Annotated in this window: 15 protein-coding genes, 1 tRNA gene and 1 pseudogene; 9 read left to right on the forward strand and 8 right to left on the reverse strand. The window is 48.7% G+C overall.

Annotated features, from left to right (window positions below; all coding sequences use genetic code 11):
- Positions 1-227: 227 nt before the first annotated feature.
- From JKK62_RS09505 to JKK62_RS09515, 3 genes and pseudogenes are all read left to right on the forward strand, one after another.
- Positions 228-316: transfer RNA gene (locus tag JKK62_RS09505), tRNA-Ser, on the forward strand.
- Positions 317-483: 167 nt separating this feature from the next.
- Positions 484-842, forward strand: a pseudogene (locus tag JKK62_RS09510) (four helix bundle protein).
- A 189-nt stretch (positions 843-1,031) separates the two neighbouring features.
- The gene (locus tag JKK62_RS09515; RefSeq protein ID WP_201427688.1) at positions 1,032-2,162 is read left to right on the forward strand and encodes a low temperature requirement protein A; all 1,131 of its coding nucleotides are present in this window, start codon (positions 1,032-1,034) and stop codon (positions 2,160-2,162) included.
- On the opposite strand, the gene JKK62_RS09520 is transcribed toward JKK62_RS09515, so the two are convergent.
- Both JKK62_RS09520 and JKK62_RS09525 read right to left on the reverse strand, forming a co-directional pair.
- Entirely contained in the window at positions 2,163-2,906 is a 744-nt protein-coding gene (locus JKK62_RS09520; protein ID WP_186833896.1) for a polysaccharide deacetylase family protein, read from the reverse strand.
- A gap of 164 nt (positions 2,907-3,070) precedes the next feature.
- Positions 3,071-3,724, reverse strand: a complete 654-nt coding sequence (locus tag JKK62_RS09525) for a helix-turn-helix domain-containing protein (RefSeq protein ID WP_186833897.1) — start codon at positions 3,722-3,724, stop codon at positions 3,071-3,073.
- A gap of 803 nt (positions 3,725-4,527) precedes the next feature.
- Between JKK62_RS09525 and JKK62_RS09530 the strand changes: the two genes are divergently transcribed.
- Positions 4,528-5,979 carry a hypothetical protein gene (locus tag JKK62_RS09530; protein ID WP_186833898.1) on the forward strand — a complete coding sequence of 484 codons (1,452 nt, stop codon included), beginning with the start codon at positions 4,528-4,530 and terminating at the stop codon, positions 5,977-5,979.
- Between the two features lie 49 nt (positions 5,980-6,028).
- Here the strand turns inward: JKK62_RS09530 and JKK62_RS09535 are convergent, their stop codons facing one another.
- The 6 genes from JKK62_RS09535 to JKK62_RS09560 form a co-directional block, all read right to left on the reverse strand.
- Positions 6,029-6,463 carry a hypothetical protein gene (locus JKK62_RS09535; RefSeq protein ID WP_186833899.1) on the reverse strand — a complete coding sequence of 145 codons (435 nt, stop codon included), beginning with the start codon at positions 6,461-6,463 and terminating at the stop codon, positions 6,029-6,031.
- 1 nt (position 6,464) lies between these two features.
- Positions 6,465-6,908, reverse strand: coding sequence for a LytTR family DNA-binding domain-containing protein (locus tag JKK62_RS09540; protein WP_186833900.1), 444 nt, complete (start codon positions 6,906-6,908; stop codon positions 6,465-6,467).
- A gap of 2 nt (positions 6,909-6,910) precedes the next feature.
- Positions 6,911-8,248, reverse strand: a complete 1,338-nt coding sequence (locus tag JKK62_RS09545; RefSeq protein WP_201427689.1) for an alpha/beta hydrolase family protein — start codon at positions 8,246-8,248, stop codon at positions 6,911-6,913.
- A 117-nt stretch (positions 8,249-8,365) separates the two neighbouring features.
- Positions 8,366-9,583: a chloride channel protein gene (locus tag JKK62_RS09550; protein ID WP_201427690.1), complete on the reverse strand. Its 1,218-nt coding sequence runs from the start codon at positions 9,581-9,583 to the stop codon at positions 8,366-8,368.
- Positions 9,584-9,600: 17 nt separating this feature from the next.
- Positions 9,601-10,470 (reverse strand): SPL family radical SAM protein, encoded by an 870-nt coding sequence (locus tag JKK62_RS09555; RefSeq protein WP_201427691.1) that lies wholly within the window; start codon positions 10,468-10,470, stop codon positions 9,601-9,603.
- Position 10,471: 1 nt separating this feature from the next.
- Positions 10,472-10,789 (reverse strand): TfoX/Sxy family protein, encoded by a 318-nt coding sequence (locus JKK62_RS09560; RefSeq protein ID WP_201427692.1) that lies wholly within the window; start codon positions 10,787-10,789, stop codon positions 10,472-10,474.
- Between the two features lie 171 nt (positions 10,790-10,960).
- Here JKK62_RS09560 and JKK62_RS09565 point away from each other — a divergent pair, with 171 nt between their 5' ends.
- The 5 genes from JKK62_RS09565 (at position 10,961) to coaBC (ending at position 14,807) form a co-directional block, all read left to right on the forward strand.
- Positions 10,961-11,344, forward strand: coding sequence for a hypothetical protein (locus JKK62_RS09565; protein WP_186833905.1), 384 nt, complete (start codon positions 10,961-10,963; stop codon positions 11,342-11,344).
- A 178-nt stretch (positions 11,345-11,522) separates the two neighbouring features.
- The gene (panB, locus tag JKK62_RS09570) at positions 11,523-12,350 is read left to right on the forward strand and encodes a 3-methyl-2-oxobutanoate hydroxymethyltransferase (RefSeq protein WP_201427693.1); all 828 of its coding nucleotides are present in this window, start codon (positions 11,523-11,525) and stop codon (positions 12,348-12,350) included.
- Positions 12,351-12,363: 13 nt separating this feature from the next.
- The gene (gene panC, locus JKK62_RS09575; RefSeq protein ID WP_201427694.1) at positions 12,364-13,206 is read left to right on the forward strand and encodes a pantoate--beta-alanine ligase; all 843 of its coding nucleotides are present in this window, start codon (positions 12,364-12,366) and stop codon (positions 13,204-13,206) included.
- Between the two features lie 8 nt (positions 13,207-13,214).
- A complete protein-coding gene (gene panD, locus JKK62_RS09580; protein ID WP_201427695.1) occupies positions 13,215-13,604 on the forward strand; it encodes an aspartate 1-decarboxylase in 390 nt (129 codons plus the stop codon).
- 9 nt (positions 13,605-13,613) lie between these two features.
- The gene (gene coaBC, locus JKK62_RS09585; RefSeq protein ID WP_201427696.1) at positions 13,614-14,807 is read left to right on the forward strand and encodes a bifunctional phosphopantothenoylcysteine decarboxylase/phosphopantothenate--cysteine ligase CoaBC; all 1,194 of its coding nucleotides are present in this window, start codon (positions 13,614-13,616) and stop codon (positions 14,805-14,807) included.
- The last annotated feature ends 220 nt before the right edge of the window (positions 14,808-15,027 follow it).

Genomic DNA, 15,027 nt, shown 5'->3' on the forward strand with positions numbered 1-15,027 from the left:
ATACAGCCTTTTGACAAAACAATTTTTTGCTTACAAATTGCTTAAATGTTTTTTGCGCAGGCTGAATTGTTTAGAGTACAAGCCAAAAATGAAATCACTTCGCATTTATGGTAAAATAATCATACCAAACAGCTTATTCAAAGGAGTATCCCCGTGATACTCCTTTTTCTTTTGTAATTCACTTGACATTTCGAGCAAAAAAGGGTAAAATAGATAAGGTTGAATACGGAGACGTATCGAAGTGGTCATAACGGGGCTGACTCGAAATCAGTTAGGGAGCAATCCCCCGCGGGTTCGAATCCCGCCGTCTCCGCCAGAAACGCCTTACTGACGTAAGGTTCAAAGAAGAAAGAATAATGAATAAAGAATAAATAATAATCAGATGAACCCATAGGGCGTTTCTGGTGTATTATTCACTATTCTTTATTCTTTTTTCTTTATTCTTTTTTTTTCTTTAAAATTCAATAAAGGTTATTGGCTATTATGAAATACGAAAACGCGCTTTTGGAAAAATCTTTGCACTTCGCCGCACGAATCGTTAAGCTCTATCAATACTTGTCCAAAGAGAAAAAGGAAAGCATTATTTCCAAACAAATCATTCGAAGCGGAACATCATCGGAGCAAATGCAAACGAAGCGGTTTACGGAGTCAGTCATGCGGACTTTATTGCAAAGCTGCAAATATCACTAAAGGAAACGGCCGAAACAGAGTATTGGTTGCGATTATTGCTTTTAACAGAATATTTAGATGAAAAGCAAGCAAAATCATTAATTGACGACTGTTTGGAAATCAAACGGATTCTGATATCTTCTTTGAAAACCGCGAAGAATGGAAAGACTTGATACGGGTTCACTACCCTCAGCGGTTTTTGGAAAATACATCTTTTTTGCTCATCCTTGCCAAAAACGAAAATCCTGTCACGAAAGTGGCGGGATTTTTGCTTTTTGTTCCGATTGACTTATCACGATATAAATGATAGTATATATTTAGATTAATTTCTGTACACATTCCATTTTTACGAAGGTGAAAGCATGTTGGAGCTGAAAAAAGAGAAGAAGGTCGAATATCTTGAGCTGATATACGACCTTATATTTGTATTTATCATCGGGCGCAATAACTCCCTTTTGCACCACGTCGATAACGGTTACGTGACCCAAGGGAATTTCCTTGCCTATGTGCTTTGCACCCTCGCGGTGATCCAGATTTGGAACTTTACGACATTCTACATTAATATATATGGCAGAAACGGAGTCCGCGACCACGTCTTTCTTTTTATCAATATGTACCTGCTCTACCATATGGCTGTCGGAATATCCGTAGGGTGGGAGAGCGCGTTCTACCACTTCAATATCGCGTGGATGCTGATTCTCGTCAATATCGCCGTGCAGCACCTCATCGAACTGCGAAACCAGAAGGACGCTCCGTGGGAGACCATGCAGCTCAAGCGTAAGGCGGCGATTCTCTTCACGGAAGCCGCTCTCGTAGGCGTCCATATACTTGTTTTCACCTTCACAGGCGTTTCGATCGCCTATGTGCCGATCGTGTTCGGAATAGTCGCGACGATCCTCTCGGGCAATCTCAACAGAATGGTGCCCGTGGATTTTGCCCATCTTTCCGAGCGTGCGATGCTCTACGTAGTGTTCACCTTCGGCGAGATGATCATATCTCTATCCTCATATTTCACGGGAGAAATCACGGTAAGCGAAATTTATTTCTCGACCATGGGTTTTCTCATCGTCGTCGGTTTGCTGCTTTCCTATGGGATTCTGTACAACAGGATCATCGACCGCGAAACCATAACAAACGGTACGGGTTATATGATGATACACGTCTTTATGATATTCGCACTCAACAATATTTCCGTCGCGCTGGAGTTCATGCGTGACGGGGAAGTGAACCTGTTCCAAAAGACGGTGCTTCTTGTCGGTTCAATGGTGCTATATTTCACATTCATGTTCCTGACTGAGAAGTACGCCAAGCGCAAATGCGCCTTTACCCGCAAGTCAGTTCTGCTTCTCTGTGTGCTCGGGCTCAGCTTTGTAGCGCTGATGCTCCTGTTCCGCGAGATGATGTACGTCAACATTGTGATTACTGTGCTGTATGTCTATGCTATCTTCTTTATTCTGTTCGTACAGGGCAGAAAAGCTGAAACCACCCTGTGATCACGCTTCGTAAAGCTCGCGGTTAGTGACAAAGCGTATGTCCTTTGCGTGCGATACGGTTTGAAACAGACGCTCTATGTGCTCATAGCAGCCGAGTTTTGTGCCGTAATCCAGCTCGTAGCTGTGCCCCCAGAGAACGAATACCATGTCGTCATTGCCCGCTGGCGTGTTAATGAATTTGTTGAGCAGCTCGTCCGAGAAGGGGTCTGTGTGGCGGCAGGTCGGCATAAGTATCAGCTCATTTCGATTGAAGGAAAAGTCCTTCGGGCGTTCGCGCGAAACCCTCCTCGCGTACAGTGCGCCGTTTCGTTTCAGCGCTTCAATGACGTTTCCATTAAAGGTGTCCTTAGGGAAGGCATGCCCGACAACACGATATCCGAACAGCTCGGACAATCTCTCGAAATCCTGTGTGATTTCTTCCTCAGTCTGCTCTTTTGTCAGATCCGACTGAACAAGATGATGCGTTCCGTGGCTCGCGATCTCGACGTTCGAGCTTGAGTAGAGACTGAGCGCGTCCTTTTCGGTGAGAATATAGTGGTTGACGTAAAGCTCGGGGTGAAGAATGTCTTTCTCAGCGGCGCTTTTTCCGCCGTTTCCGACGCGCTTAATGTAGCTTTTCCGTCCGAATATTCCGCTGCTGATGTTGAATGTACCCTTGACTCCGTATTTTTCCATCAGCGCAATAAGGCGGCAGTCCTGTTCGGTGCCGTCGTCAAATGACAGCGTGAAGAGCTTTTGCCCCATATCTCATTCTCCTTATAAATAACCTTACGCAATTATTTTAATCTCTATTGCAGTATGTGTCAATACTGGCCGGGACGCGAAGGTTCGTTTTTTTGCCAAAAAAACTCTGCCCTGCGCAAAAGCACAGGACAGAGTTCCAGCGTATAGGAGTCGAAAACGGGGAATTAATCATTTTTGTTTTTCAGTTTGGCTCTGCGGCGGTATTCAAGCGGATTCATTCCGTAATACTTCTTAAAGCAGATTCCAAACTTGGTCTGGCTGCGGAAGCCGACCTTTAGTGAAATTTCAAGCACCTTCAATGTGGTGTTTTCCAAGAGGTTAGCGGCCTTTTCCATTCTGATATTGTTCTGGTACTCGTGATAGCCTAAACCAAAGTAGCCGCGGAAGTAGCTCTTAAGGCTTGTTTCACTGATGCCAAAGCGCTGAGCAAGCTCCTTCGCGGAGTAGCGTACGCTCAGATCCTCACAGAGAATATCGCGTGTCTGTCTTGCAATTTCCATCTGTGTATTTGTATAGTATTTGCGCTCAAGACCTACAGCTTCGTTATCATCATTTGCAATCAGAATCATAAGCTCCATTGCCTTGATTGAAATCATATTGAACTTTGACTCTGACGCATAGCTCATGATTTCCCTGGCGATTTCCGTCATCTTCTTGTTGGTCTTGATAATTCTGGGTTCGGCTCTGTTAGTAAAAATATTATATATTTTTTCGGGAGCTGATTCTGAGTCGCTGTAATCCTTCATTTTATTCAGCCATTTTGAGTTAAGGAAAACATAAAACTGGAAGCCTTCAAAATCACCGCTGAAAATACGCATAGCTTTTGTAGGGTGCTCACAGTTTATTGAGATTTCTCCGCCTGAAATATAATATTGGTGGTTATTTGTCAGTGTGGTTTCGCATCTGCCTTTGTTGCAATAGGTGATTTTTATGCGTTCGAGAGGTATATGTGAAAAGATTTCCGCATCTGAACTAATAATAATGTCTTCATCAAAGGAAAAAGAATACCTGTCGAAAGCCAATCCGGAATCTATAATGTAGAAAATTACCGTTCCGGTAAGATCTCCGTTGTTATTAAGAAACCTTATAGTGCCGGTGTGTTTTTTCTCGTCAAATTCGGTTACTGCATTTGGGATATTGTTGCAATACTGCATAACGAAATTTTTCATAAACTACCTCAGGTACTCCTTCTTTCTTTCAACCCTCTATTTCATTTTTTACCCTTTGATACATATTATACATAAACAGTCGTGTTTTGTCGCCTAACAAACGAAAAAATTCTCCCTAATAGCAATGAAATAGAAAAAATGGCAGGAAGTATTCACCAAAAATATCACATCTTATTGTGCAAACTAACCATATTTTTGATTATTTAAAAATCTAATTATTTTAGTATTCATTGCTCCAAAAATAACTTTACGTCAAGAATGCCAAGAGTGGGGCAGATTATTCGCGGAAAAAATACATAAATATAGAAAATTTTCTTGTTTTCTAGCGGTTAACAGCTTTTTTTCAGAATAGCTGTCAAAATGATGTTATAAATTTCAAAAATGTATATTTATTTAAGGTTTTTTTAATATTCAGGAATTAAAATAAAGACAAATTAAAGGAGGTAAGCGTTATGAAAGCCAAAATCAGCAAATCTTATATGATATTAATATCCCTTTTAACTGCGGTGGCTGCAGCGGTTTCAATCAGCGGCTGCGGCAATCAGTTTTCGTCAGTCGCGGAGACAACAACTCAGAGCGGAACCACACAAGCGGCGACCTCGGCTGAAACCACCCAGGCAGCGTCAACGGCGGCTCAGACAAAACGGCTTGCCGAGAGCGATATCACTATTAAGGATACGATATCGAACAGTGAGGACGGCGCTCACGCGATAACCGCGGACGGCGAGGAAGCGTCCTACAGCAACATTCTTGTTACAAAGACAGGCGAAGCCGACGGCGACGAAGCTGATTTTTACGGCGAGAACGCGGCGATATTCGCTACAAACGGCGGTACCCTCAATCTCAGCGAGATGGTTGTCAAGACAGACGGAAAGCACGCTAACGCCGTTTTCAGCTACGGAGAGGGCACGATCGTCAATATTTCTGATTCCTACATCAACACCACGGGCAACTGCTCGGGCGGTCTGATGACGACAGGCGGCGGCACGATGAACGCCGCAAATCTCACAATCGAAACCTCGGGCAATTCTTCTGCGGCAATCCGTTCTGACAGAGGCGGCGGCACCGTGAATGTAAACGGCGGCTACTATTCCACGAGCGGCACAGGCTCGCCGGTAATTTACTCAACCGCCGATATAACCGTCAGCGACGCCGAGATGGTTTCGACCGCTTCGCAGGGCGTTGTCGTAGAGGGCAAGAACTCGGTAACTCTCAACAACGTGACTCTCACAGCCGACAACAACAAGAAGAACAGCGATAAGTCGAGCTATTATCAGGCGGTAATGATTTATCAGTCTATGTCCGGCGACGCGGCACAGGGTCTGTCGGGCTTCACGATGAACGGCGGCAGTCTTGTAAACAAGAACGGCGACGTGTTCTTTGTCAATAACACGGCGACTGAAATCAATCTCAGCGACGCCTCAATCACCAACGAAGGCGATGGCGTATTCCTCAGAGCTGCGGCGGCAGGCTGGGGCAAGGAAGGCTCAAACGGCGGTCAGGTGACTCTCAATGCCGAGAAGCAGACGATAAACGGAGATATGCTCGTAGACAGCGTATCTACGCTTAACCTGTATCTCAAGAGCGGCTCTAACTTTACAGGCGCGATCAATCCCGACGGTGCCGAGGGCAGCGTTTATGTAGAGGTCGAGAAGGGTTCCACATGGACTCTCACAGCCGATTCCTATATTTCATCGCTCACCTGCGACGCGGATTCGATCAACCTCAACGGTCACAAGCTCTATGTAGACGGCAAGGAATACACAGAGGGCACAGCATCTCAGGGTGAAGCGATCGAAATTAAGGTTTCAACTTCATCGGGCGGCCATGAAGCGCCTCCCGACGGCGGCGGTGCTCCCGGCGGAAACAAGCCCGAAGGCAATCCGCCCGCAAAGCCCGATTGACAGGCAAAAAATAACCGCAGTCCGTATAGGGCTGCGGTTTTCGTCTGTATTATTCGCTTGTCTGTAGCTTTTTGAGCTGATCGGATAGCTTTTTTGATTGCCTATATTTTTGAAGCCACATGATAAGCAGCGCGAGGATATAGATTACCAGCACGACCGCTCCGAGGATTACATAGAACAGCAGCGCGGGAATGCTGTCGTCGTCGGGCGGCGAAATGATAAAGAGAATAATGCACTCGATCAGCACAAGCTCGATCGCCTTTCGGATAATAAACTGACCGAGCGTCGGTTCTTTTCTGAAGAAGCTAACGCAGGTGGGCAGTACGCACAATCCCGCGAATGCCATCGGGCCGAAAAGCTGGTAGTAGTGAAGCTCTTCCGCGGGAGCGATGACCGCTCCGATTATGGCGCTTGCCGCGAGGATCAGCGTTGTCAGCAGAAAGAACAGCTGGACACGCGATATCAGAAATTCTTTTATGGTCAAATCAACTTTCTCCTTTCAGGGCTTTTTTCAGCTCGGGAACGTATTTCCTCGAAATAATGACCTGCTCTCCTGAAAACAGCACTGCGGTGAAGCGGCTGTTCAGAGCGGGTTTGATAGAGCTGACCTTCATCAGATTGAGCAGCACGGATTTCGATACTCTGAGGAAATGCTTTTCTCTGAGTATTTCCTCAAGCTCGTACAGCTTCTGCTTTGTTTCATATTCGCGGTTTTTGCAGTATATGAAGGTCTTGTTGTCCACCGATTCGATATAGAATATATCAGATACAGCGATCTCATACATTCTGTCGTCGGCGGTGCCCGTAAGCTGTCCCTGCCTTGATTTGACAAAGGCAACTATCTCGCGCACTTCGTCGCTGATTTCGTGACAGCGGATTTCGAGTATTTCGGGTTTGTCGCGTTCAATTCTGGTGATCTTTGTTTGCATAATTAGTACTGAGCCTGAAAGTCAAGCGTTCCCTCGTTTTTGAGATAATAGTTAAGCCACTCAAGTGTGATCTCGTTAGTTTTTGTCATGCATTCCTTGGTGTCGATGTTGCCGTGACCGAGCATTGAGCCCAGGAACGGAGAGAGCAGAGGCAGGTCGGTGAAGTCCATGTGACCGGCGTGTTTGAAGGTAACTAATTTGCCGTCCTTCGCGTTATTTACAAAGTCCCCGGTTATGTTCACGTAAGCGCCTTCCTCGACGTTTTCGCCGTTGGAAAAGACGAGAACAGGAACGGGATAAGGAGTGTCGTTAGGAACGCATTTGCCGTTTTTGATTTCGACAACCTCTCCGAGAACCGTGCCGTCAAAGTCAATAACCGCGTCAATATCATCGCGTTCTCTGCCGAGAGCAATGCCTGTCGCGCCGCCGAGGGAGTGACCCATGCAGCCGATTTTGTCGGTGTCGGTCATCGCGAGGACGTTGAGTACAGCGTCGCTGTTCTCGCTGTGCCAGGCTGTGCCGAGTGTGCCGCTTTTCTTAGCCGCTTCAATCGTGTCAAGGACAAAGTTGCCGTCTGCGATCCTCAGCTCCATCCAGCTCTTTGTACCCTCATAAACCTCCTCGTTGCTCACGTCATCACCGCCGCCGATTACCATAGCTTCGTTAATGAAATCCTGATCTACGGTAATAATCTTGCCGTCGGTGTCCTTTGTAAAGAACGCGTGGTGCGGGTGGTCTAGAGCAACTACGACATAGCCGTTGCTCGCAAGTTCACGGTAGGTGGAGAAATTGCTCTGGTAGTATCCGAAAGCGCCGTGTGAGAACACAACGAGAGGGAAGGAGCCTTCGGCGTTTTCCGGATAGAAGAAGTGCACGGGAACCTCGCGGAAGGAACCGTCGTTTTCAAAGGTATCGGGTCTGCTTTCGTCTACGAGAATTGCGTCCGTTGTGCCGACATTGAATTCGCCGGTTGTAGGCAGTCCGCCGTAGTTCGCGAAGATGAACGAGGGCACGAGAGCGAACGCGATAAGCATAATCGATACAATGCAGTCTACAACGCTGCCTGCCTTTTTCTTTTTGCCTGTTGCCTTGTTTCGCTTGATGAGCCACATGATTCCTGCGAAGAGGAAGCGGACGGCTAGGATTCCCATTGCGAAGAAGAACCGCCATTTCAGGTTCGTAGCGGGTACGAGAATGATACCGAGCATCAGCGCGGCCTCAGCCGTTCTTATGACAGCGCGGTTTTTGAGCCATGCCGCTTTTTCGCCGAACCTTGTGAACGTCAGCACCACAAGCGCGATTTCAGCCAGCGCGAAAATTATCAGAAAAATAAGTCCCATAATCAATCAACCTTTCGTTTTTGTTATGGCAACAGTATAGCGCGGCAAATGAAAATTGACAACAGTTTTGGCGGTGAAATGCAGAAATCCGAAGTAAGTTGCAGTTTTTGATTATTTTTATTTATCGGCTTTGTTGAAGAATCGCGGCAGGTCAAAGAATCCGCCGAGCGCCGAAGCGCCGAGCATGACGGGAACAAACTGCCACGGAAACAGAATCAGGAGCAGCAGAGTCACCGCGACAGGCTTTTTCATAATACTGCCGAGCAGCGCCGCCGTGACAACAGCCATGCACATTCCGGGGTCAATTCCGATTATCATTGAGAACGCGTAGCCCGCGGCGATTCCCGAGAAGATAACGGGGAAGAAGTGTCCGCCCTTAAGCCATGACGCGATACATACATTTGTCAGGAACAGCTTTGCGACGGCGATGATCAACAGTGTGACTATGCCGATAGTCTTTCCGTCGCTCAGTATTTTCTCGATTTCATGCTCGCCCGAGAACATTGTGAGAGGCAGCAGAGTGCCGATTATTCCGAGCGCCAGACCGCCGATCGCGCAGCGGATAATGACGTTTTTGACAAGTCCGAGCAGAAAGTGCGTGATTTTTTCAAACGCCAGAAACAGCACGCCCATTACTACTCCGACGAGTGTCAGCACGAGTCCCCAGAGCAAATCTGTAAGCTCAATTCCGTTAAATTCGATTGCGGGGAAGCCTGTGCTTCCTCCCGTCAGCTTGTTCAGAAGAATGAATATGCCGAACGAGCTGAGGATAGCCGGAATATACAGCACTGTTTTTGACGCCTTAGGCAGCTTTGTGTCAGCCTCACCCTCGAGCGGTTCAACGAATCCGAACATCGGTGAGCGGAATATCGTTCCGAGTGTCGCGCTCGCGCCGATGGAGGCAAGGTCGCTGGCTTCCTTGTAGTAGCGCTTGAGCTTGTCGCCGACCCAGCAGCACAAGCCGACGATCACACCCGTCAGGCCTGCCTCGGGACCGATTGCCGCGCCGATAAGCAGCGGCAGCAGCGCCGCGATCAACACTATGAGCAGGTTGTTGTACGGATAGCGGCCGTTCTTCTTGAGCTTTCCGAGCACCATACCGAGCTCCTCGGGGTAGTCGCCGAATTTGCTTTTGTACAGTCCTATCAGCAGCGAGCCGATAAGACAAACGCCGACGGTATAAAAAGGTATGCTGAATTGCGAGGGCAGAAAATCCCAGAGAAATCCGATTCCGAGGTTCATCACCCTCAGAAACGCCCAAACGATCGCTCCTGTTATTACGCCCAGCAGAACGGTGTAGAGCATTCCGATCAGCTTGTTTTTCAGTCTTGCCATAAACTATCCCTCTTTTTTCACCACAGACAAAGCTGTTCTGCGGCGTTCTTTTCCTCAAATTTACGCAGATACTCAAAGATTTGATCGTTGTTGTGAAGAATTCCGTTCTCCTCACAGATTCGGTGAAACAGCCGCATAAGTTCTGTACTTCGCGGACTGTCAACCATATAATTGTTTCCGTACTCGCGGATATATCTTTCCTTAAGACGCGGAAAATGAATATCGAGCTGCCTGTAAAAATACTCGCGGTTGCCTTCGCGCAGAGTCAGTCCCATTCCGAAACACAGCACACCCCTGACGCCTGCCTCAACGCACATTCCGAGAATTGTCCTGATGTTTTCTTCCGTGTCGTTGATAAACGGCAAAACAGGGCACAGCCACACCACTGTCGGAATACCCGCGTCGCGGAGAGCTTTCAGCGCTTCAAACCTCTCATTTGTAGTGCTGACGTTTGGTTCGATAATCCTGCACAGCTTTTCGTCAGCCGTCGTCAGCGTCATCTGTACAACTGCCTTTGTCTTTTCGTTGATTTGTCTGAGAATATCCAGATCCCTCAGCACAAGATCAGATTTCGTCTGAAGTGCAACGCCGAAGCCGTATTTTTCAATGAGCAGAAGGGCTTTACGGGTGTATCCGAGATTTTTTTCGAGCGGGAGATACGGGTCTGTCATCGCGCCTGTGCCAATCATGCAGCGCTTTCTTTTTCGCCTGAGAGCGGCTTCGAGCAGCTCGAGCGCGTTTTCCTTGACCTCGATGTCCTCGAAGTCATGATTCATCTGATAGCATTTGCTGCGCGAGTCGCAGTATATGCAGCCATGCGAGCAGCCGCGGTATAGGTTCATTCCGTTGCTTGGAGAAAGGATACCCATCACCTTAACGTAATGCATTTTATTTCTTCCTCTTTTTAGGCGCGGGCAGCTCGTCCGCCACGGCGTTGAGCAGCTTTTCCATCAGTTCGCTGTCTTCGGGGTCGGTGATGAGCAGCATTTCCTTTGCGCCGGGGTACGGCTCCTCATAAGGAGCGTCGGGAAGAAGCTCCTTTGCGGACTTTGTGGGCTTGACGAGAAAGCGGTTGTCGTAGATACCGCCGATAACCTTGCCCTTGTTGTAAATGACGTATTCGCCCATCATCGCGCGGTGAGAAATCTCGTCCATTCCGCCGAGCTGGTCGACTATGTACTGCAGATATTCCTTAGATGTAGCCATAAAGATTCTCCTTGCCGTGTGTTTATAAATCAATATTACCACGTAAGAGAATTTTAAGCAATATAAAAATGTTAAAGATTGCAGAAACTGATACTTTTTATTGATTATCGCAAATAAATATTGTATAATGAAATTGCAGCAATGCAATATCTTCAGAAAGGTTGAGTTACTATGGCATTCGGAGTAAAAGTTAAAACAGTAAAAACCTCAAACAAGTACACAATCGAATCTTTTTACGAGGCGATCAAGGACAAGAAGTTTACCGCGGGTGAGCCTTCTCTCACAAAGCACGGTCTTGTATATGTAATCACTTTCCCTGCACTTGACAGCAGAAACCAGGTATGGATCATGCGCACAGGCTTCGGTCAGGAATCAAACAAGTTCCAGGTTCAGAAGCAGGAGCAGGCAGGCATGGGCAACATGATGTCCAACGCTGCTCTCGACGGCCTTACAAAGGGCTGGGCAGGCGTCGGCAAGGTATTCGGCAGCAACGCCAAGGAGTGCGAGAAGCTCGTCGAGGTAACAGCTCAGGAGCTCAACGCTCTCGGACTTTAATTGATTCGCGTTAAAAGGGCGGTGAAAACCGTCCTTTTTCTTTATATAGTCCTTATTCCATTGACACGGCATAAAATTATGGTATAATCGGTAAGGATGGCATTCTGCGGAAGCTATACCTGCAAACTGATACTTTTATTGCGAGAATGTGAAATATGTGTGTAAAGGAGATTTTAGAGTGAAGAACACAGTTTTAACATTGCAGCAGGCAAAAAACGAAAACAGGAAGATAACCATGCTGACCGCCTATGATTATTCCACGGCGCGCCTTATCGACGAGGCAGGCGTGAATATGATTCTTGTCGGCGATTCTCTCGGCAACGTCATGCTTGGCTACGAGGATACGGTATCCGTTACGATGGAGGACATGATCCACCACGGAGCGGCAGTTGCGCGCGGCGCGAAAAACGCCATGGTCGTGGTCGATATGCCGTTTATGTCATACCAGACGAGCGTATATGATGCTGTTGTCAACGCGGGCAGACTGATGAAGGAAGCGAGAGCCAATGCGGTAAAGCTAGAGGGCGGCGTTGAAGTAGCGGAGCAGATAAAGGCGATCGTTGCGGCAGGCATACCCGTTGTAGCGCATATCGGACTGACCCCGCAGTCGATAAACGCCTTCGGCGGCCACAAGGTTCAGGGCAAGACGGAAGCGGCGGCTAAGAAGCTGATCGAGGACGCTCTGGCGGTAGAGGCGGCAGGCGCGTTCTCTGTTGTGATCGAGGGCGTACCGGCAAAGCTCGCGACGCTCATCACGGGAAAGCTTACTATTCCAACCATCGGCATCGGCGCGGGAGCGGGCTGTGACGGTCAGGTGCTTGTATATCAGGATATGCTCGGAATGTATTCCGACTTTACACCCAAATTTGTCAAGAAATTCGCGAACGTCGGCGAGGTTATGAAGGCGGCGTTCGAGCAGTATATAAACGAGGTACAGAGCGGCGTGTTCCCGTCACAGGAGCACTGCTACGCGATCGACGACAAAATTATCGAAAAGCTCGGCTGAGGAGGACAGACGCATGATATTAGCGAGAACAGTTAACGAAGTAAAGGCGCAGGTGCGCGAATGGAAAAGTCAGGGTCTGAGCGTCGGTCTTGTACCCACAATGGGATATCTGCACGAGGGACATCAGAGTCTCATAAAGCGCGCGGTTGCCGAGAACGACAGGGTAGTCGTCAGCGTGTTCGTAAATCCGATCCAGTTCGCCCCGAACGAGGATCTTGAAACCTATCCGCGCGATCTGGAGGCTGACTGCGCGCTCTGCGAGAGCACAGGCGCGGCGATGGTTTTCCACCCCGAGCCCGAGGAGATGTACGGTGACGACTTCACCACCTTTGTCGATATGACAGGCGTTACAAAGGAGCTGTGCGGCAAGAGCCGTCCGACCCATTTCAGGGGCGTTTGCACGGTTGTTAACAAGCTCTTCAATATCGCGATGCCCGACAGGGCGTACTTCGGTCAGAAGGACGCTCAGCAGCTCGCGGTAATCAGACGCATGGTGCGCAACCTAAACATGAACCTCGAGGTAGTCGGCTGTCCGATTATCCGCGAATCGGACGGACTCGCCAAGAGCTCGCGCAACACATACCTTTCACCCGAGGAGCGCAAGGCGGCGCTCGTGCTGAGCAAGGCGATTTTCATGGGTGAGCGTATGATCAAAGACGGCGAGCATGACGGAGAAAAGGTGCTTTCAGCCATGAGAGAGCTGATAGAGTCCGAGCCGCTCGCGAGAATCGACTATGTAGAGATGGTCAAGTGGGATTCGATCGAGATCCACCACAAAGTCGACGGGCCCGTACTCGTTGCAATTGCGGTATATATCGGCAAAACCAGACTGATTGACAACTTTATCGCGGAATAAGGAGCAAAATGAATATTACATTACTTAAAGGAAAGATTCACCGCGCGACGGTGGTTCAGGCTGAACTCGACTATGTCGGCAGCATCACGGTTGACGAGGAGCTGATGGAAGCGGCGGGAATCATCGAATACGAGCAGGTGCAGATCGTCGATGTGAACAACGGCAGCCGCTTTTCGACCTACGTGATCGCGGGCGAGCGCGGCAGCGGCATGATTTGCCTTAACGGAGCCGCGGCGCGTCAGGTAAGCGTCGGCGACAAGATCATCATTATGTGCTATGCTCAGATGACCCCCGAGGAAGCGGCGGCGCATTCACCAAAGGTGGTTTTCGTCGACGACAATAACCGCGTTTCCAAAATCACGCGGTACGAAAAGCACGGCAAGCTGTGCGATATGTAAGGAGCCGCCATGTTAAAAGGAAAAACAGTTGTTCTCGGCGTTACGGGCAGTATCGCAGCGTATAAAATCGCGAATCTCGCGAGCAGTCTTGTTAAGCTGCACGCCGACGTTCACGTGATAATGACGAAGAATGCGACGAATTTTATCAACCCGATCACCTTTGAAACGCTCACAAAAAACAAGTGCATGACCGACACCTTCGACCGCAACTTCATGTATAACGTGGCTCACGTTTCCATTGCCGACAAGGCGGACGTAATGCTTGTTGCACCCGCATCTGCGAATATAATAGCAAAGATGGCGCACGGAATCGCCGACGATATGCTCAGCACGACGTATCTCGCAATGAAATGCCCCGTTATAGTGTCGCCCGCGATGAACGTGAATATGTTCACAAATCCCGTTGTTCAGCGCAATATAAAAACGCTTGAGGAGTTCGGCGTAACAGTCATTCCGCCCGACAACGGCTACCTCGCCTGCGGATACACGGGAGCAGGTAAAATGCCGTCCGAGCTGGTTTTGCTCGATTATATTCTCCGCGAAACCGCAAAGGAGAAGGATCTGGCAGGGAAGAGGGTTCTCGTCACAGCGGGCCCGACAAGAGAGAGTATTGACCCTGTCCGCTTTATCACAAATCACTCCACAGGCAAGATGGGCTACGCCGTGGCGCGTCAGGCCATGTTCAGAGGCGCCGAGGTAACTCTTGTCAGCGGCCCCGTCAGTATTGACCCGCCGCCGTTTGTGAACGTCGTAAATGTTTCGAGCGCTCAGGATATGTTTGAAGCGGTAAAAGAGAACTATGCCGGCGCGGATATCATCATCAAGACCGCCGCTGTCGCCGATTACACTCCCGAGAGCACTGCGGACGAGAAGATAAAGAAATCCGACGGCAGTCTTTCGATTCCGATCAAGCGCACGGCGGATATCCTCAAATGGCTCGGTGAGAACAAGCGCGACGGTCAGGTGCTCTGCGGCTTCTCTATGGAAACCGAGAATATGCTCGAGAACTCGCGCGCCAAGCTGCAGAAGAAAAACGCCGATCTGATTGCGGCGAATTCACTCAGAGATGAAGGCTCGGGCTTCGGCACGGACACAAACCACCTTGTGCTGATTAAGCGCGACGGAGTGACTGACCTGCCGCTTCTGTCAAAATCGGACGCGGCTGACAAACTCCTCGATGAGCTATTGACTATGTGCAGATAAATAAGCCATATCGCGAAAACCGCGGTATGGCTTTTTCTGGTCGGCAGCTGCCGTTTTTTTATTTATGTATATACATTCTTGAAGGCTCGGGGTCGCTGCCCTGAACCATGCAGAAGAACTCCCAGCCGTACCGCTCATAAAATCCTGTGTGGTCGGTGATAAGGTATACAGGCGAGATACCCTTAGATCGCAAATCGTCGACGACCATATCCAGCAGCTA

Source organism: Ruminococcus difficilis, from assembly GCF_016680995.1.

Bases quoted from the DNA above. Each gene is read 5' to 3' on its own strand.
- JKK62_RS09515 (WP_201427688.1), top strand. From the start codon at position 1,032: ATGTTGGAGCTGAAAAAAGAGAAGAAGGTCGAATATCTTGAGCTGATA.
- JKK62_RS09540 (WP_186833900.1), bottom strand. From the start codon at position 6,908: ATGCAAACAAAGATCACCAGAATTGAACGCGACAAACCCGAAATACTC.
- JKK62_RS09530 (WP_186833898.1), top strand. From the start codon at position 4,528: ATGAAAGCCAAAATCAGCAAATCTTATATGATATTAATATCCCTTTTA.
- JKK62_RS09560 (WP_201427692.1), bottom strand. From the start codon at position 10,789: ATGGCTACATCTAAGGAATATCTGCAGTACATAGTCGACCAGCTCGGC.
- JKK62_RS09565 (WP_186833905.1), top strand. From the start codon at position 10,961: ATGGCATTCGGAGTAAAAGTTAAAACAGTAAAAACCTCAAACAAGTAC.
- JKK62_RS09550 (WP_201427690.1), bottom strand. From the start codon at position 9,583: ATGGCAAGACTGAAAAACAAGCTGATCGGAATGCTCTACACCGTTCTG.
- JKK62_RS09525 (WP_186833897.1), bottom strand. From the start codon at position 3,724: ATGCGTATTTTCAGCGGTGATTTTGAAGGCTTCCAGTTTTATGTTTTC.
- JKK62_RS09545 (WP_201427689.1), bottom strand. From the start codon at position 8,248: ATGGGACTTATTTTTCTGATAATTTTCGCGCTGGCTGAAATCGCGCTT.
- JKK62_RS09555 (WP_201427691.1), bottom strand. From the start codon at position 10,470: ATGCATTACGTTAAGGTGATGGGTATCCTTTCTCCAAGCAACGGAATG.
- coaBC (WP_201427696.1), top strand. From the start codon at position 13,614: ATGTTAAAAGGAAAAACAGTTGTTCTCGGCGTTACGGGCAGTATCGCA.
- panD (WP_201427695.1), top strand. From the start codon at position 13,215: ATGAATATTACATTACTTAAAGGAAAGATTCACCGCGCGACGGTGGTT.
- panC (WP_201427694.1), top strand. From the start codon at position 12,364: ATGATATTAGCGAGAACAGTTAACGAAGTAAAGGCGCAGGTGCGCGAA.
- JKK62_RS09520 (WP_186833896.1), bottom strand. From the start codon at position 2,906: ATGGGGCAAAAGCTCTTCACGCTGTCATTTGACGACGGCACCGAACAG.